The 21,283-nt window shown below is 41.4% G+C and carries 16 protein-coding genes and 1 tRNA gene; 16 read left to right on the forward strand and 1 reads right to left on the reverse strand.

The annotated features are described in order from the left end of the window. Positions 1 to 71: 71 nt before the first annotated feature. The 11 genes from trmJ to IMPJCBKJ_RS09185 all read left to right on the forward strand — a co-directional run bounded on the left by trmJ (position 72) and on the right by IMPJCBKJ_RS09185 (position 13,010). Positions 72 to 794 (forward strand): tRNA (cytosine(32)/uridine(32)-2'-O)-methyltransferase TrmJ, encoded by a 723-nt coding sequence (gene trmJ / locus IMPJCBKJ_RS09135; RefSeq protein ID WP_138602698.1) that lies wholly within the window; start codon positions 72 to 74, stop codon positions 792 to 794. 192 nt (positions 795 to 986) lie between these two features. Beyond that, positions 987 to 1,478 (forward strand): Fe-S cluster assembly transcriptional regulator IscR, encoded by a 492-nt coding sequence (gene iscR, locus IMPJCBKJ_RS09140; RefSeq protein ID WP_054552499.1) that lies wholly within the window; start codon positions 987 to 989, stop codon positions 1,476 to 1,478. 22 nt (positions 1,479 to 1,500) lie between these two features. Next, complete coding sequence (locus tag IMPJCBKJ_RS09145) at positions 1,501 to 2,718, forward strand: IscS subfamily cysteine desulfurase (RefSeq protein WP_054552500.1); 1,218 nt, start codon at positions 1,501 to 1,503, stop codon at positions 2,716 to 2,718. Positions 2,719 to 2,758: 40 nt separating this feature from the next. Beyond that, positions 2,759 to 3,142, forward strand: a complete 384-nt coding sequence (gene iscU, locus IMPJCBKJ_RS09150) for a Fe-S cluster assembly scaffold IscU (protein ID WP_054552501.1) — start codon at positions 2,759 to 2,761, stop codon at positions 3,140 to 3,142. 11 nt (positions 3,143 to 3,153) lie between these two features. Further along, the gene (gene iscA / locus IMPJCBKJ_RS09155) at positions 3,154 to 3,477 is read left to right on the forward strand and encodes an iron-sulfur cluster assembly protein IscA (RefSeq protein WP_054552502.1); all 324 of its coding nucleotides are present in this window, start codon (positions 3,154 to 3,156) and stop codon (positions 3,475 to 3,477) included. A 78-nt stretch (positions 3,478 to 3,555) separates the two neighbouring features. Next, positions 3,556 to 4,083, forward strand: a complete 528-nt coding sequence (gene hscB / locus IMPJCBKJ_RS09160) for a co-chaperone HscB (protein WP_054552503.1) — start codon at positions 3,556 to 3,558, stop codon at positions 4,081 to 4,083. 47 nt (positions 4,084 to 4,130) lie between these two features. Further along, positions 4,131 to 5,993, forward strand: a complete 1,863-nt coding sequence (gene hscA, locus IMPJCBKJ_RS09165) for a Fe-S protein assembly chaperone HscA (RefSeq protein WP_166339895.1) — start codon at positions 4,131 to 4,133, stop codon at positions 5,991 to 5,993. Between the two features lie 11 nt (positions 5,994 to 6,004). Continuing rightward, entirely contained in the window at positions 6,005 to 6,343 is a 339-nt protein-coding gene (gene fdx, locus IMPJCBKJ_RS09170; RefSeq protein WP_054552505.1) for an ISC system 2Fe-2S type ferredoxin, read from the forward strand. 243 nt (positions 6,344 to 6,586) lie between these two features. Next, positions 6,587 to 8,014, forward strand: a complete 1,428-nt coding sequence (locus IMPJCBKJ_RS09175) for an NAD-dependent succinate-semialdehyde dehydrogenase (protein ID WP_166339897.1) — start codon at positions 6,587 to 6,589, stop codon at positions 8,012 to 8,014. Between the two features lie 699 nt (positions 8,015 to 8,713). Beyond that, entirely contained in the window at positions 8,714 to 11,362 is a 2,649-nt protein-coding gene (locus IMPJCBKJ_RS09180; RefSeq protein ID WP_166339899.1) for a family 20 glycosylhydrolase, read from the forward strand. A gap of 361 nt (positions 11,363 to 11,723) precedes the next feature. Next, the gene (locus tag IMPJCBKJ_RS09185; RefSeq protein WP_240921017.1) at positions 11,724 to 13,010 is read left to right on the forward strand and encodes a sugar MFS transporter; all 1,287 of its coding nucleotides are present in this window, start codon (positions 11,724 to 11,726) and stop codon (positions 13,008 to 13,010) included. Between the two features lie 369 nt (positions 13,011 to 13,379). Here the strand turns inward: IMPJCBKJ_RS09185 and IMPJCBKJ_RS09190 are convergent. After that, positions 13,380 to 13,455, reverse strand: a tRNA-His gene (locus IMPJCBKJ_RS09190). A gap of 279 nt (positions 13,456 to 13,734) precedes the next feature. Between IMPJCBKJ_RS09190 and IMPJCBKJ_RS09195 the strand changes: the two genes are divergently transcribed. The 5 genes from IMPJCBKJ_RS09195 to IMPJCBKJ_RS09215 all read left to right on the forward strand — a co-directional run bounded on the left by IMPJCBKJ_RS09195 (position 13,735) and on the right by IMPJCBKJ_RS09215 (position 21,277). After that, a complete protein-coding gene (locus IMPJCBKJ_RS09195; protein ID WP_054552509.1) occupies positions 13,735 to 14,553 on the forward strand; it encodes a mechanosensitive ion channel domain-containing protein in 819 nt (272 codons plus the stop codon). A 26-nt stretch (positions 14,554 to 14,579) separates the two neighbouring features. Beyond that, on the forward strand, positions 14,580 to 15,359 hold the full coding sequence (locus tag IMPJCBKJ_RS09200) for a DUF481 domain-containing protein (protein WP_166339903.1): 780 nt from the start codon (positions 14,580 to 14,582) through the stop codon (positions 15,357 to 15,359). A gap of 104 nt (positions 15,360 to 15,463) precedes the next feature. Then, positions 15,464 to 18,166 (forward strand): SLBB domain-containing protein, encoded by a 2,703-nt coding sequence (locus IMPJCBKJ_RS09205; protein WP_346774158.1) that lies wholly within the window; start codon positions 15,464 to 15,466, stop codon positions 18,164 to 18,166. A 528-nt stretch (positions 18,167 to 18,694) separates the two neighbouring features. Next, positions 18,695 to 20,476: a hypothetical protein gene (locus IMPJCBKJ_RS09210; protein ID WP_166339907.1), complete on the forward strand. Its 1,782-nt coding sequence runs from the start codon at positions 18,695 to 18,697 to the stop codon at positions 20,474 to 20,476. 78 nt (positions 20,477 to 20,554) lie between these two features. After that, positions 20,555 to 21,277 carry a thioredoxin domain-containing protein gene (locus IMPJCBKJ_RS09215; protein WP_166339909.1) on the forward strand — a complete coding sequence of 241 codons (723 nt, stop codon included), beginning with the start codon at positions 20,555 to 20,557 and terminating at the stop codon, positions 21,275 to 21,277. Positions 21,278 to 21,283: the final 6 nt, after the last annotated feature.

Consider the following 21,283-nt stretch of genomic DNA (forward strand, 5'->3'; position numbering starts at 1 on the left):
AGCTGATAGCTGATAGCTGATAGCTATGTTATAATCCCCGCAATTTTTGACTTTCAGTAAGTAACAACGCAATGACACTTGATGATATTCGTATCGTATTAGTTAACACATCACATTCTGGTAATATTGGCTCAGCGGCACGTGCTATGAAAACGATGGGCTTATCAAATTTATATCTTGTTGATCCTGCTTGTGAAATTGACAGTCATGCGAGTGCGCTTGCAGCCGGTGCAACTGATGTTTTAGGTAAAACAGTGGTTGTTGATACACTGGCAGATGCGATTGCTGATTGTGGCTTAACAATTGGTACCAGCGCACGCTCACGTACTTTATCTTGGCCTATGGTTGAGCCGCGTGAATGTGGTGAAAAATTAGTAGCTGAGGCTGAACAGGGCCCTGTTGCACTCGTGTTTGGTCGCGAAAATAGTGGTTTAACGAACGAAGAGCTACAACAATGTAACTACCACGTATGTATTCCTGCAAACCCTGAATACAGCTCACTAAATCTAGCAATGGCCGTGCAAACGCTATGTTATGAAACACGTATGGCATATTTAAATAAACAGCCAAAAGTACAAGAAGAAGACGAAGTAACCTACCCAAATGCGAAGCAAACTGAGCTTTTCTATGAGCATCTAGAGCAAACGCTAAACGACACAGGTTTTATCATCAAACAGCACCCAGGCATGGTGATGACTAAACTACGTCGTTTATTTAACCGCGCACGTCCAGAAGAAGCTGAGATGAACATCTTACGCGGTATTCTTACCTCTATTAATAAGTCTATTAAATAATCACAGGTTATAAGTATAATACTTGACTAAATTACTCAGGTAATTACAATGTACCCAGTACTTGACTGTTTTTGTCAAGTATTCGGTTTTATCAATGGCAAGTATCAATTTTTATCAAGTGATAATACTTGACTATTTTGGTCTGGTAATTAAAATTTGCACACCTTAGCGTGCAGTAACATCGGGGGCTCCATGAAGTTAACATCAAAAGGCAGATACGCAGTAACCGCCATGTTGGATGTTGCACTACATACAAATGTGGGTGCAGTGCCTCTTGCCGATATTTCTGAACGCCAAGAGATTTCGTTATCTTACCTTGAACAACTATTCGCCCGTTTACGTAAAAACGGCCTTGTGACCTCTGTGCGTGGCCCAGGTGGCGGATATTTACTAGGTCGAGAAGCGAACGAAATTTCTGTCGGTGATGTGATTAACGCCGTTGATGAGTCTGTTGATGCAACACGTTGCCACAATGCAACGGGTGGCTGCCAAAGCGGCATGCGTTGTTTGACTCATACCTTATGGTCGGACTTAAGCGCACGTATCGAAGAGTTTTTAAATAGTATTACCCTTGCTGAATTGGTGGAAAAGTCAGATGTGAAAGAAGTCGCATCGCGCCAAGATAACAGCATCAACAATGCAATTAAGCAACTGGAAAACATTCAAGTAAGCTGTCAACTGTAGCTTGACGAAAGCGGAGAGAGAAATGAAGTTACCGATTTATTTAGATTACGCAGCAACCACGCCTGTTGATGAACGTGTGGCAAAAGAAATGATGCAATGCCTGACTATGGACGGTAATTTTGGTAACCCTGCATCACGCTCACACCGTTTTGGTTGGCAAGCAGAAGAAGCCGTTGATCAAGCACGTACAGACATTGCTGATCTGATCAACGCTGACCCACGTGAAATTGTTTTCACTTCAGGTGCTACAGAATCAAACAACCTAGCAATTAAAGGTGCTGCGCAGTTCTATAAAAAGAAAGGCAAGCACGTTATCACGGTTAAAACAGAGCACAAAGCAGTGCTTGATACGTGTCGTGAACTAGAGCGCCAAGGTTTCGAAGTAACCTATATGGACGTTGAAGAAAACGGTTTACTTGACCTTAAAAAGCTTGAAGCTGCAATGCGTGACGACACAGTACTTGTGAGCGTAATGCACGTAAATAACGAGCTAGGTGTTATCCAAGATATCGCGACAATCGGCGAAATGTGCCGTGAGCGCAAAATTATGTTCCACGTAGATGCTGCTCAAAGCGCAGGTAAAGTACTTATCGACGTGCAACAGTTAAAAGTAGATTTCATGTCGTTCTCTGGCCACAAAGTATATGGCCCGAAAGGTGTAGGCGCACTTTATGTTCGTCGTAAGCCTCGCGCACGTTTAGAAGCGCAAATGCACGGTGGTGGTCATGAGCGTGGTATGCGTTCAGGCACACTAGCTACTCACCAATTAGTTGGTATGGGTGCGGCATTTAGAATCGCTAAAGAAGATTTCGAAAAAGACCATGCACACATCAGCGCACTTCGTAAGCGCCTGATCGATGGCATCATGGCTGATATGGACGAAGTTTACTTCAATGGTGAACCAAGTCACTCAGTTCCAGGTATTGTAAATATCAGCTTCAACTTTGTTGAAGGTGAGTCGTTATTAATGGCTGTTAAAGACATTGCTGTTTCATCAGGTTCAGCCTGTACCTCAGCAAGCTTAGAGCCTTCTTATGTACTACGTGCATTAGGCCGTAATGACGAGTTGGCACACAGCTCAATTCGTTTCAGCATTGGCCGCTTTACGACTGAAGAAGAGATTGATTACACCGTCGAACTAATCAAAAACTCGATCGGCCGTTTACGTGAGATGTCTCCTCTATGGGAAATGCATCAAGAAGGTATTGATTTAGATTCAGTTGAGTGGGCGCATCACTAATTAGTGATCGCCGCCGCTAGCAGGTAGTGAGGATAGTATTATGGCTTATAGTGATAAAGTAATCGATCATGTTGAAAATCCACGTAACGTGGGTGCTTTAGACAAAAATGATCCGTCAGTTGCAACAGGTATGGTGGGTGCACCAGCATGTGGTGACGTAATGAAATTGCAAATCAAAGTATCACCAGAAGGTGTAATTGAAGACGCAAAATTCAAAACATATGGTTGTGGTAGCGCAATCGCTTCTTCTTCACTTGTAACTGAGTGGGTAAAAGGCAAAACATTAGATGAAGCTGCAACAATCAAAAACACTGATATCAGTGCTGAGCTTGAATTACCGCCAGTGAAAATTCACTGTTCAATTTTAGCAGAAGACGCGATTCAAGCAGCAATTGCTGACTACAAAAGCAAACAAGCGAAGTAAGAGATAAATTCATGGCAGTGACATTGACAGATGCGGCAGCAAACCGCGTAGAATCATTTTTAGCAAATCGCGGCAAAGGCATTGGCCTACGCGTTGGCATTAAAACGACGGGCTGTTCAGGTCTTGCTTATGTTCTTGAGTTTGTTGATGAGTTAGCAGACGGCGACGAAATTTTTGAAAGCCGTGGTGTGAAAGTGATCGTTGACGCCAAAAGCTTAGTCTACATTGATGGTACTGAGCTTGATTACACCAAAGAAGGTTTGAACGAAGGGTTTAAGTTTAACAACCCGAACCAAGCCGATGAGTGTGGTTGCGGCGAAAGCTTCACCGTTTAAGCTTAAAAAACTTTCTTTGCTTGAAGCCCTGCCTATGTAGGGCTTTGTTCTTTCCTGTTTACCGAGTTGGATTATGTAATGCGTTACTTTGAGTTATTTGCAATTCCAGTAGATTACAACATTGATTTAGCGACTATTAATAAACACTACCTTGAGCTGCAACGTGCAGTTCACCCAGATCGCCACGCAAGCTCTAGCAGCCGTGACAAATTACTTGCTGTGCAAAATGCAGCAGAAATCAATGATGCATTACAAACTTTAAAACACCCAGTAAAACGTGCTGAGTACATGCTAAGCGAGCTTGGTGTAGATATTCGCGCCGAGCAACAAACATTGCAAGACCCGCTGTTCTTAATGCAGCAAATGGAGCTGCGTGAAGAATTAGAAGAACTTGAAAATGCCGCAGATCCTGATGCAGCAATTGCCCAGTTTGAAGCGCAAATTAAACAGCTCGATAAACAATACAGCAGTGAATTAGCCGCTCAGCTGGCGAGTAATGATGAGCAACAATGGCAAGCTGCCGCTGACAATATTCGTAAATTGAAGTTTGTTTATAAGTTACGCGATGAACTAGAGCGTATTGAAGACAGTTTATTTGATGATTAATCGTTAGTTGTTACACAACAGCTATTTAAGAGTTTAAAAAGAGCATTATGGCATTATTGCAAATTGCTGAGCCGGGGCAGAGCGCGGCACCACATGAGCACAAATTAGCAGTCGGTATTGACCTTGGTACAACTAACTCGTTAGTTGCAACAGTGCAAAGCGGCGAAGCGCGCACACTGACTGATTTAGCAGGCAATGCGATGCTACCATCGGTTGTTCAATACCAAGCAGATAGTATTGTGGTTGGTGAGCGAGCGGCTGCAGCTGCTACTCAAGACCCTGCAAACACACTAATCTCGGTTAAGCGTTTTTTAGGTAAAACTCAGGCTGAAATCGAAAAAAGCTATGGTCAACTGCCGTACGAATTTTGTGAGCATGATGGCTCATTAGCAATCAGCACAGTTGCAGGTGCAATTAGCCCTGTTACTGCATCGAGTGAAATTTTAAAAGCATTAAAACTACGTGCAGAAGACAGCTTTGCAGGCCAAGACATCTTAGGTGCGGTTATTACTGTGCCAGCTTATTTTGATGATGCACAGCGTCAAAGCACCAAAGATGCCGCAGAGCTTGCAGGTATTAAGGTATTGCGTTTATTAAACGAGCCAACGGCTGCGGCTGTTGCTTATGGCCTTGATTCAGGCCAAGAAGGCATTATCGCCGTGTACGATTTAGGTGGCGGTACCTTCGATATTTCTATTTTACGTTTACACCAAGGTGTATTTGAAGTACTTGCTACAGGCGGTGACTCAAGCCTTGGTGGTGACGATTTTGACTCGCTATTAGTTGAATACTTTAAAACACAAACCGGTGTGAGCGAGCTTTCTGCATCGGTATTACGTTTATTCATCAATAAAGCAAAAGCGTGTAAAGAAGCACTAAGCCAATACCAAACAGTGAATGTTGGTTTAGAGTTTGATGGTCAAAGCCACAAAGTTGAAGTAACCCGCGAAACGTTTGATGAGCTTGCTCTTAGCCTTGTGAAGAAAACACTACGTTCTTGTCGCCGTGCGGTTAAAGATGCGGGTATCGAGAACGAAGAAGTACTGCAAGTTGTTATGGTTGGCGGCTCGACTCGTATGCCAATTGTACGCTCTCAAGTTGCTGCATTTTTTGATAAAGAGCCACTGACTTCTATCGACCCAGATCGCGTAGTTGCACTCGGTGCGGCATTACAAGCAGATGTTCTGGTTGGCAATAAGCCAGATTCAGACATGTTGCTATTAGACGTATTACCACTGTCGCTAGGTCTTGAAACCATGGGTGGCTTGGTTGAAAAAATTATTCCACGTAACACCACGATCCCCGTAGCACGTGCACAAGAGTTTACCACTTTCAAAGATGGTCAAACGGCTATGTCACTGCATGTATTACAAGGTGAGCGTGAGCTAGTTGACGATTGTCGTTCGTTGGCTAAATTCAGCTTAAAAGGTATTCCGGCCATGGCAGCCGGTGCTGCGCATATTCGCGTAACCTTTAAAGTCGATGCTGATGGCCTATTAAGTGTATCGGCAATGGAAAAATCAACGGGTGTGCAGGCTGAAATTCAGGTCAAACCATCGTTTGGTTTATCAGACGACCAAGTTGCAAATATGCTCAAAGAGTCAATGACTAACGCGAAAGACGACATGCAAGCGCGGATGCTTAAAGAGCAGCAAGTTGAAGCTTTACGTGTTGTTGAAGCGCTTGAAGCATCACTGGCAACCGACAGTGCATTACTTGATGAACAAGAATTAGGTGCGTTAAAAGCAGAAATTGCTAAACTTGTTGCCGTACGCGAAAGTGCAACAACACCTGCAGAAATTAAAGCAGCGATTGAAGCTGTAGACAATGCAAGTAGCGAATTTGCTGCTCGCAGAATGGATGCATCAATCAAAAAAGCGCTGCAAGGGCAGTCAGTAGACGAAGTTTAACGAGGTAAGGTATGCCACAAATTATTTTTCTTCCACACGAAGAGTTATGCCCAGAAGGCGCTGCTATTGAAGCTCCTACAGGTGAAACGGTATTAGATGTTGCACTAAAAAATGGTATTAGCATTCCACATGCTTGTGAAAAATCATGTGCATGTACAACATGCCACTTAATCATTCGTGAAGGCTTCGACTCTTTAGATGAGAGTGATGAGCTTGAAGACGATATGCTAGATAAAGCATGGGGTCTTGAGCCTGAGTCACGCCTTGGTTGCCAAGCGGTGATCAAAGATGAAGATTTAGTGGTTGAAATTCCAAAGTATAATCTCAATATCGTTAATGAAGAGCATTAATTTTTAACGGCTTTGATTTCGTAAAAACCGCTGTAGTTGCTTGGTCTCTACAGCGGTTTTTTTATTTTAGAGCTGTCAGCTTTCAGCCGTCAGTTTTTAGCAGATCGAGATAGAGGTTTAGTTCTTTGTGTTAATGAACTGAAATAGCTTTATATTGATCTCTCAGGTTTTATGTTTTTGATAGCTGATAGCTGATAGCTGATAGCTGATAGCTGATAGCTGATAGCTGATTTTGGAGGTTCTATGTCTGATTTGGTTTTTTCTGATTCGTTTATCGACGGTGACTTTTACTCTACGAGCCAGCGTTTTAGTGTAGATAATCCCGCAACCGCAGAGGCGATCACTCATGTCTCTGATATTGATGAAGCAGGGGTTGAGCTGGCTATAAAAAGTGCTGACGAGGCATTTAGCAAACTAAAGCAAACAACTGCAACCGAGCGAAGTGAAACGTTGCGTCGCTGGTATGAGTTGGTTATTGAGCACAAGCAACAGCTTGCTGAGTTGATGACTAAAGAGCAGGGTAAGCCCTTAAAAGAAGCCTTGGGCGAAGTTGAATACGGTGCAGGCTTTATTAAATGGTTTAGTGAAGAAGCAAAGCGTAGTTATGGCGACACCATCCCTGCTACCGACAGCAAACATCGTTTAACAACGATAAAGCAGCCAATCGGTGTGGTGGCAGGTATTACCCCTTGGAATTTCCCGATTGCCATGATCACCCGTAAAGTGGCGCCAGCTTATGCCGCGGGTTGTAGTTTTGTGATTAAACCTTCGGAGCATACGCCATTATGCGCTATTGCCTTAGCCTACCTTGCTGATAAAGCAGGGTTTGTAAAAGGAGCACTGAACGTAGTGGTCTCTGAAAACGCTAAAATGGTGGGTGAGATCATGACCGAGTCTGAGCGTGTGCGTAAGTTCACTTTCACAGGCTCAACCGGTGTAGGTAAGCAGTTACTATCGCAGTGTGCCTCAACAATTAAGCAAACGTCTATGGAACTTGGCGGCAATGCCCCGTTCATTATTTTTGATAATGCCGATTTAGATGAAGCCGTTGCTGGCCTTATGGGGGCTAAGTTTAGAAACGCAGGGCAAACCTGTGTTGCCGCTAACCGAATCTTTATTCAGCGCTCAGTGCTTGAAACGGTGCTCGAAAAACTCACAGACAAAGTAGCTGAGTTAAAGGTAGGTAATGGTCTAGATGACGGGGTAGATATCGGCCCATTAATTTACCCTAAAGCAAAAGAGAAAGTTCAAACGCTTGTGCAAGATGCGGTTGATAAAGGTGCATCGTTAATCGGTGATAACAGCGAACTTGAAGGTAGCTTTCAAGCGCCATTAATTTTAACTGATGTGACCCCAGAGATGGATATCTATCATGATGAAGTGTTTGGCCCTGTAGTCAGTATCATCGCTTTTGATGATGAAGAAGAAGTACTTCAGCTTGCGAACGACGTACCTTATGGTTTAGCTGCGTATTTTTATAGTGAAAACATAAAGCAAGTTTATCGAGTAAGCGAAGCACTCGAATACGGCATGATAGGTATTAACGAAGGGCTTATCTCAAACCCAGTAGCGCCATTTGGCGGCGTTAAACAGTCTGGTTTAGGCCGAGAAGGCGGCCACCAAGGTCTAGATGAGTACCTAGAAGAGAAGTATCTTTGTGTTAAGGTTTGAGCGATAAGCTATAAGTGCGCGTGAAAAAATTTCACGCCTACAATACCTTGCACCTCGTGGGAACGGCTAAAGCCGTGAATAGGTCAAATCTATTCGGCGTTAAAACGCCTCCTACCATGTAGGCGTCACGCTTGCTTGGCGCGTTTTACATCAATACCCTGACGGCAAATCCAAAAACATCGCGCGAAATAAATTTCACGCCTACAATACCTCACACCTCGTGGGAGCGGCTTTAGCCGTGAATAGGTCAAATCTATTCTGCGTTAAAACGCCTCCTACCACGTAGGCGTCACGCTTGCTTGGCGCGTTTTACATCAATACCCTGACGGCAAATCCAAAAACATCGCGCGAAATAAATTTCACGCCTACAATACTTCGCACCTCGTAGGAACGGCTTTAGCCGTGAATAGGTCAGATCTATTCGGCGTTAAAACGCCTCCTACCACGTAGGCGTCACGCTTGCTTGGCGCGTCTTATATTCAACACTTTTTCGATGGACTAACGCCTTACCAACAAACAACACAATTCGGCTTCAAACTTACAGCTTACGGCTTAAAGCTTCTAACTCCTCACCTATATTTTTCACAAAATGATAGCGCTGTCATTTTAGTTTTTATATGATAGGAACGAATTATTAACAAAAATGAAAAATAGTACGCAGAAATACCGTACACTCAGGGCTTAAACGAGGAGAAAGTAATGGATTTTAAGAAGTCACTATTCGCGGTAATGCTAGCGACTGCGCCTTTAATGGCAAGTGCAGCATTAACTCAATCGCAAGTTGATCAGTTTGCGAAAGGTACTGAACTGCTATTTTCGGTAGAAGATAACTTTCGTAATAAAGATGCGGGCTTTTTAGGAAAAATTACCCTCAACAATGGCTCTAATGTGACGTTACCTGCAGGCGAGAGCGATTGGCAGCTTTATATCCACTCAGTTCGTAAAATCTCAACTGAGCATGTTGCGGGCTTAAACATTGAACACGTTAATGGTGACTTGCACCGCATCGTACCAACGAGCTCATTTAAAGGTTTAGCTGCAGGTGAAAGCTTAGAGCTACCGTTTGATGCGCAAGTGTGGATTGTTGCTTACAGTGACTTTATGCCACGGGCATTTTTTGTGTCAGGTAAGAATAAACCTGCCGTATTTGCCAACACCGACACTGAAGACTTTAAACAGTTTGTGACGCCATTTACCCGTGAGAATCAGTTACGCCGTTACAATGAGCCAAAAGATTTATCGGTTTTAGCAACGGCAAAAGTACGTTTCGAGCGTAATAGCGCTGACAAGGTTGCGGTCAGTAAAGATGATGCTTTAAAGCGTATTATTCCTAAGCCTCGTAAAGTCGATTTTAACCGTGGTAGCGCAACGTTAAACAATAATTGGCAAATCAGTTATCAGGGCCAGCTTAAGCACGAAGTTATGGTGTTTATGCAAGACTTACAAGATGACTATGGCATTAGCCTGAAAGCACAGCCTGATCATATCAATGTCGGCAAAGATAAAGTAATTCGCTTAAAAGTTGACCCTAAACTCAATAATGCAAAAGCAGAAAGCTACACCCTAGAGGTTGATGATGAAATGATCACCATCGTAGGTAGCGATAACGCCGGTGTGTTTTATGCGATGCAAAGCTTATTGAACCTCATTCCTGCAAACAGCCAAGGTAGTGCTAGCTTACCGCAGTTAGAACTTGAAGATTCACCGCGCTATGGTTGGCGTGGCATGCACTATGATAATGGTCGTAATTATCATGGCAAAGAGGCAATGTTCAAGCTGGTTGAGCAAATGGCTCGCTATAAAATGAATAAGCTACACTGGCACTTTTCAGAAGATGAAGGCTGGCGACTTGAGATCCCAGGCCTACCAGAGCTTACCGACGTTGGTGGCTATCGCTGCTTTGATTTAGAAGAGCGCGAGTGCTTATTAACTCAGCTTGGCACTGGACCGTTTAAATCAGGCTCAGGTAATGGTTATTTGAAACGTGGTGAGTTTGTTGAGCTATTAAAGTTTGCGAAAGACCGCCACATTCAAATCATCCCAGAAGTTGAAGGGCCAGGCCATGCGCGTGCCTCAATCAAAGCGATGGAAGCGCGTTATCACAACATGTTAGAAGAAGCTGAGAAAGTCGCTAAAAACAACATTAAAACGCGCTCTGCAAACAAAGAAATTCAACACATAGATATGGGACCTGCAACGCAATACTTGCTTACCGATCCCGAAGATACCTCTGTGTACATGACGGTACAAAACTACAAAGATAACTCAATGAATGTGTGTATGGACTCAACCTACGCATTTTTAGATAAAGTAACTTATGAACTTCAGCAGATGTACCGCGAAGCAGGTGTTCAGTTAAAGAACCTGCATATTGGTGGTGATGAAGTTGGAGCAGGCTCGTGGATAGGTTCGCCAATCTGTCAGGCGTTATTTGCCGATCCAAATAACGGTGTATCCGGCCCAGCAGATTTAAAACCTTACTTCACACAACGTGTTGCGACCTTACTAGAAAAACGTGGTATTTCTCCGGGTATTTGGGAAGATGGCATCATGTATGACCGCGAAAACTCGTTTAAACGTAATGAGTTCCCTAATAAAACCTTTACCGTAAATACTTGGGATAACATTTGGGAATGGGGCGTTGCCGATAGAGCATACCGCCTAGCAAATGCTGGTTACCAAGTGGTGTTATCACACGGTACGCATTTGTACTTTGACCACCCATACGAAGCAAACCCTGAAGAGCGCGGTTATTACTGGGCAACTCGTTACACAGATACTAAAAAGGCCTTTAACTATATGCCTGATGACGTGTATGCCAATGCTGATTACACCCGCACTCGTGAGCCAATTATTAATTTAGAAGCGTTGGTGGGCCGCCCGTTACCTAAACTTGAAAAGCCAGAGAACATTCTGGGTATGCAAGGACAGGTATGGTCAGAAACAATCCGTACTGAAGAGCAAGTATTAGCAATGATCTTCCCGCGTATTCTGTCAGTGGCAGAGCGCGCATGGCATAAAGCCGATTGGGAAGGCGAAAGCGTCGATAGTAAAAAACAAGCAAAAGACTGGGCGGAGTTCTCAAGTGCTGTAGGTTTAAAAGAGCTTGAGAAACTAGCTAAAGATGGCATCAATCTGCATTTACCAGTACCTGGCGGTGTGATTGAAAATGGTAAGTTGTATGCCAACAGCGCATTTGCATATTTGAGCATTGAATACAGCCTAGACAACGGCCAAAGCTGGCAAACTTATGCCGAGCCTGTGAAGGTTGATAACAATACAAAAGTTGCGCTACGCACCCGTTTAAACGCACAGCAAACCAGCCGCGTGACAGTTGTGGGTGAGTAATGTTTTTGCGATAAATAAATTTGGCGTCTACAGCAAAGCGTAGGCGTCATTTTTTATTTCGTAGGAACGGCTTTAGCCGTGAATAGCTCAAACCTGTTCGGCGTTAAAACGCCTCATACATCGTAGGCGTCACGCTTGCTTGGCGCGTTTTACATTCAACACCATTCGGCTCAAAACTGACAGCTGACGGCTAATCTTAAAACATCGGCCGAAATACATTTCACACCTAAGGTATTTAAAAGAAATATGTCAGCGCTGTCATTTTTGTTGCGATAGTGTTATAAATATTTAATATCTCTTTTATATAATCATCTGAATGAGCAGCGCTGTAGAGTCGAACTGTGCTGTTATGGGAAATGTTATGTCTGAAATGAATAAACAAAGCAGTGTTGTGCCTATGGCGATTGTTGCCACGCTGTTTTTTATACTGGGTTTTGCTACATGGTTAAATGGTTCACTGATGCCATTTTTACAGCAAATTTTGCAGCTTTCACCGTTTCAGGCATCGCTGATTATTTTCTCGTTTTACATCGCCGTGACTTTTACGGCTTTACCTTCGGCGATGATCATCAGAAAGGTAGGTTATAAAAATGGTATGGCGCTGGGTATGGCGACCATGATGGTGGCAGGTTTACTGTTTATTCCTGCTGCAAAAACGCAAATTTTTGCACTGTTTTTATTCGCTCAACTTGTTATGGGGGCAGGGCAAACGTTATTACAAACAGCGGTTAACCCATACGTAGTAAGAATTGGTCCAGAAGAATCAGCCGCGGCTCGCGTTAGTATTATGGGTATATTAAATAAAGGTGCGGGTGTTGTTGCACCGATTGTATTTACCGCACTGATACTCAGCGACTTTAAAGGCTTTGTAGGTAAAGAGCTTAGCCAAACTGATATTGATGCCATGGCTAATGGCTTAATCTTACCGTATTTAGGGATGTCTATTTTTATTGGTATACTCGGCTTTGCGGTAACTAAAATGCCATTGCCAGAGTTAATTGATGACGACGTTGATGAACACAAACCGGGGCAGGTAAAAGAAGCATTAAGCCATCCGAGTCTTGCCTTAGGGATAGTGGCACTTTTTGTCTATGTAGCTGTTGAAGTAATTGCCGGCGATACCATTGGTAGCTTTGCGTTGTCGTTAGGTATTGAAAAATACAGTGTTATGACATCGTACACCATGGGGTGTATGGTACTAGGTTACTTTTTAGGGATTTTACTTATCCCACGAGTGTTATCGCAGCAAACAGCACTAACTATTTCAGCAGTATTGGGCTGTGTGTTAACGCTAGCGATAGTTACAGGTAGTAATGAAACTGTATTTATATCAACATTGTTTGGCCTAAAATCGGTACTACCTGATACCTTATTGCTCATTGCTGTGCTAGGCTTTGCTAATGCGATTGTTTGGCCTGCAGTTTGGCCGTTAGCATTATCTGGTTTAGGTAAGCTAACTAGTGTAGGCTCTGGTCTGCTCGTTATGGGTATAGCTGGTGGCGCATTCGGCCCATTATTTTGGGGCCTAGCAAGTGGCGGCGTAAAAAGCGCAGAAGCACAACAAATGGCTTATATTGTGATGTTGCCTTGTTATTTATTCATACTTTTCTATGCTGTTAAAGGCCACAAGATGAAAAGTTGGAAGTAATTATGAGTTTGAGGTTGGGCGTAAAATGCACCGCCTTGAACTTTGAAAAGCATTTCTAGTAAATAGAAATAATCCCGTGTGTAATGCCACCGAAAGGTGGCATTTTTTTGTTTGAAATTTAAGGTTCTCGTTACACAGAGTAAACCACTTTTATTCACAAAGAGGATAAGAGAGCGCTTCGCTTAAGAGAAAGTAATATTGTGGTTTCCTCATTCACTTCTCTTTGTGCAAAAGAAATATTGAACCACAAACAAACCCGAACAGCCAAAGCTGACGGCTTTTAGATCTGAAAACAGGTTTTAAAGATAAATCTTGAAATTCAAAATAAAAAATATTTAGGAAAATATAGGGATTTACTAAGGGGAGAAGTGGGGCGACTGATGGGGCTTGAACCCACGACAACCGGAATCACAATCCGGGGCTCTACCAACTGAGCTACAGCCGCCACTGAGATACACCTCGTTTGGTGTGGCGCGCATATTACATAATTAACTTAGGCTTGTGAACCCCCTAAATTAAAAAAAGTAAAAAAAACTTACTTGCTTCAGAAAATTCAGAAAAGCAGGTTTAGTCAGTTAGTGTTCAGTTTCGGTATTTAGACTTGCGACTTTTGCAATTGAGCAATTACTCATTTTTTAGTTTGGCTGTAATTTAATGATTTTTTAACCAAAGATCATATATAATTTGAACAGCGTTATGCTAAAAATGAACTTCAGGAGAGAATATGGATACTATAATGAACTGGATCAATGAGAATTCAGGTTTAATCATACATTACGCCGTTCAGGCTGTTCTTGCGCTAATCATTTTCTTCATCGGTGGTCGTATCGCAAAATTTTGCGAAGGGATGACTGAAAAAGCATTTGATAAAAAGAAAGTAGACAAAGCCGTAGGTTCATTTGTAGCAAGCATTGTTTATGCTATTGTTTTTGCAGCAACTATCTTAATGGCACTATCTCAACTTGGCATTGAGACAACATCATTCATTGCTATTTTAGGTGCGGCTGGTTTAGCTGTAGGTCTAGCACTTCAAGGTTCACTGTCTAACTTTGCTTCAGGTGTTTTAATCATCCTACTTCGCCCTTTCAAATCAGGCGACTATGTAGAAGCCGGTGGTAAAGCGGGTACTGTTAAGAAAATCGAAATTTTCTCTACAGAATTACGTACACCAGATAATAAAGTAATTATTATGCCTAACTCATCAATCATGGGAAGCCCAATTACAAACTTCTCTCGTGAATCAACTCGTCGTATCGATTTAGTAATTGGTGTGGGTTACGATGCAGACCTTAAAGAAGCAAAAGCAGTTCTTAAATCAGTATTAGATAAAGAAACTCGTTTATTAAAAGATCCAGCATACACAGTCGCTGTATCTGAGCTTGCAGATTCAAGTGTGAACTTTGTAGTTCGCCCGTGGGTTAATTCATCAGATTATTGGCCAACGTATTTCGATCTAATGGAAAACATTAAGATCGCATTAGATGACGCAAATATCACGATCCCATTCCCGCAAATGGATGTTCATTTGCATAAAGAAGATTAATCACAAGTAGTAAAGGTTATTTTTTAATGAAATTAAAAGCTTTATCAATTCTAGTTGCAGCAAGTGCTGCAACTAGCGCATTCGCAGCAGATGAAACTAAAACTTGGGATGTAACCAGTGAACTAGGTGCCATTATTACAAGTGGTAACACCGAAACAACAACACTAAAAGGTGGTGTTAAGGTTTTACATAACCTAGAAAACTGGAATAACGAGTACAAGTTAGACGGTCTTTATAAAGAAGATGAGATCGAAAACGACGACGGTGTTAAAGAAACACAACGTACTAACGAAAAGTACTCAATCTCTGCACAAGGTAACTACAAGTTAAACGAAAAGCACTCACACTTATTCATCTACGGCTCGCACGTATCTGATTACTTTGGTGCATATCGCAACGAATCAGTAATCTCAGCAGGTTATGGTTTACGCCTAATCGACCGTTCTGATATGTGGCTAAACGCTGAAATCGGTCCGGGTTATAAGTACTTCCAATACCCTGATGACAGCACTGAGGTTGATGAAAACGGTAACTCACTTGCCGGCGAGCGCGAAGGTGAAGTTATCGCGTTAGGTAAAGTTGATTATAACTGGCAGATTTCAGACAGCGCACGTTTTACTCAGTTAGTATCAGTAGAATATGGTGATACCAATACTAAAACGCGTTCAGAGTCTGCAATTCTTGCAAAGATCAACGGCTCACTACAAATGAAAGTGGCCTACAACATCACTCACAACTCAGACGTTGCGGATGATAAAGAAAACACAGATACAGAAACGTCACTAACGCTTGTGTATAGTTTCTAATATTTAAGTTAATAAAAATGGGTAAACTTGTTTACCCATTTTTTTTGCTCAAAAAATGATATAGTATGCCGCGATTATTTTCATTTTCTTATAAGGGAAACTTTGTGAAGTTTTTTAAGTTAACAATCGCTCTTTTTATTTCGCTGTTGTTTATTACAGAAGCCCATTCAGCTCCGACTCCTACCAAGCAACAAATAGAGCAGCTAAAAAAACTACCTAAGTCGCAACAAGAAGTACTTGCAAAAAGGTATGGCTTTGATCTTGATGCTTTGGAGCTTAATTCAAATAATTCTTCAAACCAGTCTGTGAATGAAAATACAAGCACAGTAATGCCCAGAAGCTCAGCAAATAACGAACAAGCTGCAGAATTGCTAGACCCAGAAGCAAAATTTAAACCTAAATCAGAGGAATTAGAGTTATTTGGCTATGAGCTTTTTTCGGGACAACCTACAACTTTCGCGCCTTCTGAAAATGCCTTAGTTCCAGATGATTACATTGTCGGCCCCGGAGACAGTTTTAGCATCAATTTATATGGCAAAGAATTTAGCAGCGAAGAAGTCATTGTAAATCGCGAAGGATTTTTGGTACTACAAAACTTATCACCAGTTAATGTATCAGGTTTAAAATATCAAGAAGTTGTTGAACTTATTAAGCTAAAAATTGAGCAAGAAATTATTGGTGTTAAAGCCTTTATATCGATGGGTAAAACACGAAGCATTCGCATAATGGTTCTTGGTGAAGCTTATATGCCAGGTGCTTATACTGTCCCTTCATTATCTTCTATCACGCATGCATTGTTTGTTAGCGGTGGTATTTCAAAAATTGGCTCTTTGCGACATATACAGCTAAAAAGAGGTGGTAAGGTAGTCTCTGAACTAGACCTATATGATTTACTAATTAAAGGTGACAGCTCAGGCGATGTTATTTTAAAACCAGGCGATGTGGTATTTGTCCCACCAGTAGGCAAGCAAGTTAGTATTAAAGGCGCAGTTAAACGCCCTGCTATTTTTGAGTTAGAGAAAAACGAAACAATAAACGACCTAGTCGCTATGGCGGGCGGTTACGCTGCAAATGCTAACTCAAGAAAAACAGTAATTGAACGTTACACTAAAGATAGCTTTAAGACCGTTTTACCTTTAGATAACTCGTTGCAAGAAAACATTCAGCTAAAAAGTGGGGATGTGCTCACTATCCCAACTTCAAGTGAAGCGTTTAATAACAGTGTGACTTTATTGGGTGCTGTTACTTACCCTGGTAACTACGCTTGGTCTGATGGTAAAAAAGTAAAAGATTTATTTTCATCTCTGAAAAGTGATTTATTACCAACTGCTGATTTTGACTATGCGCTAATTCTTCGTGAAATTAACGAAAAAGCAGATATCGAGGTTTATCAATTTTCACTTATTGATGCGTACAATAATGATCCAAAAAGTAACCTAACACTTGAAGCTGATGACGTGGTTGTTGTTTTCAGCCGTTATCAAAGTAAAACAGAAGAGGAAAATGCATTAAAATCATTAGCATTAACCGAAGAGCAGCTTGCACACCAAAGGCGCGTTCAGCTTTGGGATGAATTTGAAAGACAAGAGTTTTATAAATTCGTTAACCTAGGTGATGAGTTAGGTGAAGAGCAAAAACTATCTGGTTCTTTAACTGATAATACTGCGGAAAATGCAGATAACATCACTAAGCTACTAAGCACTCAAGAAGAGGAATTAGATGAATTTGAGTATGCAGTATTTAGTAGAAAAAAACTATTAAACCCAATCATTGCAAAACTCAATCAGCAGTCATCTCATAAAAATAAAATTAAAGTGTTTGGAATTCGTGGTGAAGTAAAATATGAAGGCTTATATCCGCTGCCAGTTAATGCAACCGTAAACAAAGCCGTCATTGCAGCTGGCGGCTTGAATGAAGCCTCTTATCTTGGTCGGGCTGAAATAACACGTTTTACAAATAATGAAAATATCGAGCATGTTAGTGTAGATTTGTCAGATGCTTTAGATTTAAGTAAAGCTGATTCATACGATATTCAAAGTAAGGATTCAATTAGCGTTTACCCAATTCCTAATTGGCAAAATGACTTAAGAGTAAAAATTGCAGGTGAAGTTAAGTTCCCAGGTGTTTACAGTATTCGTAAGGGTGAAGACTTAAAAAGTGTAATTAAAAGAGCTGGCGGTTTTACTCAGTTTGCATACCCTGAAGGTGCTGTTTTTACACGTCAAGCAATTAGAGAAAAAGAACAGCGTCAAATAGATAAGTTATCACAAGATTTACGCCGCAGTGTAGCATCACAAAGTTTCACTAAATCGATTACACAGTCAAACTTAAATTATGCTGATATGGATAACTTGATTTCGGATTTAGCTGATATCAAATCTGTTGGACGCTTAGTTATTGATTTACCTGCAATCGAAATGGGCGTGGTTGATTTAACATTACAAGATAACGATGCACTTTATATTCCTCGTGAGAATAATAATATAAGTGTTGTTGGTGAGGTAAATTTCTCGACTTCGCATTTATACGATTCTCGTCTTACTGTTGAAGATTACATTGATCGAAGCGGTGGCTTTAAAGCGGGTGCTGATGAAGGTCGACTTTACATAATTAAGGCGAGTGGAATGGTTGTTGTGCCAGATCAAGGTTCTTGGTTTGCTGTAGCAAATAACGAAACTTTATCGCCGGGTGATACAATAGTTGTACCACTAGATACTGATCAAATAGACAACTTGACGCTGTGGAGTACGGCAACCCAAATTATTTATCAAATGGGTGTTGCAGTTGCAGCTATCAGCTCTCTTTAAAAAATAGCTGCTAGCGAGAGTTAAAAGAGGCTCTCGCTAGTGAAAATTTTTTATAAAAAACACGAATCAACCATTATTGAGTTTTTACTCTAAAACAATGTTCCATGACGCTTAAAATTTATAAAGCGACTTTAGGTTTTGAGCATTATTTATCTAATTGAAAATTAAATTTTTATTTCATTTAAGCTTGTCTGTTGAGGCCGTCTTGTCTTTTTAATAGAACCAAACTCCTCTCTAGACTACGCCTTTCGGCTGATACGGCTAGCTTATGTAAAGTAAATATTCTATCTGTTTATGTATGTTAAAATTTTCAACAATCAGCTGTTCAGCAAATATTAAGTCTTTTTTTAATTTGCTCTTGAATAAACAGCATTTACTAATCATAATTAGCGGGCCTGAGTTGATACTGCTTATTTTTAGGAGTGTCGGACGGGCTCTTTACATTATTAAATTGTTTGTTAGAATCAAGAGGTTTTAACAAACTTTATATTAGAAACTAAAGTGTCCACCGGATACAAGGAGATAAAAATGAAGCGTTTTAATAAAATCGCTCTAATCCCAGCTGCTATCGCTGCTGGTCTAGCTAGCAACGCGTACGCAGGTACTGAAGCATGTTTCGAAATCTACAAAAGCAGCACAGTTGAAAATCACGACGTACTTTATGCTGGTGCATCATGTGTTGTAGAATCTACTACAGTAACTGCTGGCGCAAACGCAGTTAAGAAAGTTGACGAAATGTCAGCTGCGTACGAGTTAACTAAATCACTACCAATCGATTTCGAATTCATCGACGGTACAACTACTGCAAATATGCAGCAAATCGTTTACATCCCAACAACTGATATCCCTGGCGGTACTAACATCGTTGTTAAAGTTGACGGTGCTGTATTCGACGGTAACTCAAACCAAATTCACCTAGTTAAAAGCGACGGTACTACTATCTCTGCAGTTGCTTCTTCAGATGGTACAGTAGACGGTGAGGGTACTATTACATTCCTTACTAAAGCTGGTATTACTATCGGTGCTGGTACTCGTTTAGCATTCTCTCGTGTTGCTACTGCAGTTGACCCAGTTGGTATCAAGATCGCTAACGATCAGTGTACTACTGCTTCTGCAACTAAAACAGTTACAATCGCATCTACAAATGCTAAAACAGATGGTGGTACAGGTTACGACATCATCGGTGGTATCTCTAAAGCAACTGACTTAGTTGATATCTCTGCGCAGTTCTACGCTCTTAACGGCGGCACTACTGCTGATGTTGACGTAAATGCTGAAAGCTCAAATGCTGACAACACTGCAATCGTTGCACGTACTGAATTCGTTTTCGATTCAGAAGGTTCTAAGCAATTAACAGCTACTAAGACTCAAGCAATTTATAAAACTGCTTTCTACAACCGCGGTGTTTCTGGTAACCTTGACCGTTTCATCACTTTAAGTGCTAACGACCATTTAGAAACTCAATTCGTTGCAACTGGTGAGCCTGGTTCAACAGTTAAAATGGGTCTTTACAACAGCCGTACTGTAGGTTCAGGCACAACTGATACGGTTCTTGCTGATCAAGTTGCTGTTGAAACTGGTACTACTTGGGGTTCATTCGGCTTAACTAAAGCTGCTGCTCCTATGTACGACACAGAAGCTCTAGACGTATTCACTCCAGCAACTACTGGTGATGCAGAAACTAACCCAGCGGCTGCTACAAGCAACTTACATGGTGCTGACTACAACGAAATGTACTACGCTGTAGAGAACACTTCAGCTTCTGGCATCATGAACTTCAACTACGATGTGAACACACACTACACATTAGATTTCTCTAATGCTAGCTACAACGACCACTGTGAAGTTAGCAAGTTCACTCACAACATCGATGTAAACGGTGCGGTACTTAAAGTTCCTTACGCTGTAAACGGTGAAGGTAACTTCGTACGTGTAACTAATGAGCACGACGAAGCTGCAGAAGTAACTGTAGACGTATTCGGTGAGTCAGCTAACGGTAACACTGGTAACCGTAAAGTAACTGCAGTTAAGCTTGGTACTGTTCCAGCTAAATCTTCAGTTGTTTACTTCGTTCCAGAACTAATCGAAGAAGCTGTTAGCCAGAAGAGCTACGCTGGTGCTGACGGCGGTTACGCTGCTGGTTCACTAGGTACTGATGCTGTTAACGCTGCATCTAATGCAAACCGTCACACTTTAACATTCACTGTAACTGCACCTCGTGACACTGTACACGGTGTATCTGTACAGCGTGTTCTTGGTGGTTCTGACCGTGTAATGCCAGTTCTTGACCAAAACGAATGGAGCCAGTAATTAATAATTACTAGCTACTAAGTTATGCTATAAACCCTCGCCTAGGCGGGGGTTTTTTTTACCTAAAATGGAGTAACAATGAAAAAGCTTTTTGTATTAGCAAGTATCATGGGTGTATTGTCAGGTTGTGCTTCAACACAAGACTCAAGTGAAATAACTGCGCTAAAAAATGAAATTGCAGAACTGAAAAAAGTGCAAAGACAAGTAGCAATCAAGGTAGGCTTAGCAGAGCTTGTTAGACCAGATAAAATTGAACTATCAAGCGAAGGGATTTGGATTGGTTCAGAGTCTGCTGATGTTGTAATGTTAGAATTTACAGATCTACATTGCCCGTATTGTAAAAAGTTTCAAAAAGAGACATGGCCAAAGTTAAAAGAGCAGTTTGTCGATACTAATCAACTTGGTGTATTGGCAAGAGAACTACCTCTATCTAATATTCATCCTAAAGCACCTTACGCAGCAGTAATGCTACGTTGTGCAAATCAGCAGGACAAATACGAAGCTGTAAAAGAGCAATTATTTGATTTAGGTAGCGCAATTACTGACCCAGATATTGCTAATGTAATCAAAGAAAACCAACTTGACGAAGAGCAATTTAATACATGTTTAGCTGATACTAAAACTCATAATTTAGTAACTAACTCATTAAACGATGCAATCGCATTAGGTTTAGGTTCAACGCCAGTATTTATCATTGGTAAAAAAGACGGTAATTACATCACCAACTATGAATTTGTGATGGGCGCGAAATCATTTGAAGATTTCACCGCTGTTATTGAGCGAGTAAAGTCGTCTAAGTAAATCTTC

The organism is Pseudoalteromonas sp. MB47, from assembly GCF_011319765.1.
In the GTDB taxonomy this organism is placed as follows: Bacteria; Pseudomonadota; Gammaproteobacteria; order Enterobacterales; family Alteromonadaceae; genus Pseudoalteromonas; species Pseudoalteromonas simplex.

Excerpts from the sequence above, each read along its gene's own strand:
- trmJ (WP_138602698.1), top strand. The coding sequence starts at position 72 with ATGACACTTGATGATATTCGTATCGTATTAGTTAACACATCACATTCT.
- iscR (WP_054552499.1), top strand. The coding sequence starts at position 987 with ATGAAGTTAACATCAAAAGGCAGATACGCAGTAACCGCCATGTTGGAT.
- IMPJCBKJ_RS09145 (WP_054552500.1), top strand. The coding sequence starts at position 1,501 with ATGAAGTTACCGATTTATTTAGATTACGCAGCAACCACGCCTGTTGAT.
- iscU (WP_054552501.1), top strand. The coding sequence starts at position 2,759 with ATGGCTTATAGTGATAAAGTAATCGATCATGTTGAAAATCCACGTAAC.
- iscA (WP_054552502.1), top strand. The coding sequence starts at position 3,154 with ATGGCAGTGACATTGACAGATGCGGCAGCAAACCGCGTAGAATCATTT.
- hscB (WP_054552503.1), top strand. The coding sequence starts at position 3,556 with ATGCGTTACTTTGAGTTATTTGCAATTCCAGTAGATTACAACATTGAT.
- hscA (WP_166339895.1), top strand. The coding sequence starts at position 4,131 with ATGGCATTATTGCAAATTGCTGAGCCGGGGCAGAGCGCGGCACCACAT.
- fdx (WP_054552505.1), top strand. The coding sequence starts at position 6,005 with ATGCCACAAATTATTTTTCTTCCACACGAAGAGTTATGCCCAGAAGGC.
- IMPJCBKJ_RS09175 (WP_166339897.1), top strand. The coding sequence starts at position 6,587 with ATGTCTGATTTGGTTTTTTCTGATTCGTTTATCGACGGTGACTTTTAC.
- IMPJCBKJ_RS09180 (WP_166339899.1), top strand. The coding sequence starts at position 8,714 with ATGGATTTTAAGAAGTCACTATTCGCGGTAATGCTAGCGACTGCGCCT.
- IMPJCBKJ_RS09185 (WP_240921017.1), top strand. The coding sequence starts at position 11,724 with ATGTCTGAAATGAATAAACAAAGCAGTGTTGTGCCTATGGCGATTGTT.
- IMPJCBKJ_RS09195 (WP_054552509.1), top strand. The coding sequence starts at position 13,735 with ATGGATACTATAATGAACTGGATCAATGAGAATTCAGGTTTAATCATA.
- IMPJCBKJ_RS09200 (WP_166339903.1), top strand. The coding sequence starts at position 14,580 with ATGAAATTAAAAGCTTTATCAATTCTAGTTGCAGCAAGTGCTGCAACT.
- IMPJCBKJ_RS09210 (WP_166339907.1), top strand. The coding sequence starts at position 18,695 with ATGAAGCGTTTTAATAAAATCGCTCTAATCCCAGCTGCTATCGCTGCT.
- IMPJCBKJ_RS09215 (WP_166339909.1), top strand. The coding sequence starts at position 20,555 with ATGAAAAAGCTTTTTGTATTAGCAAGTATCATGGGTGTATTGTCAGGT.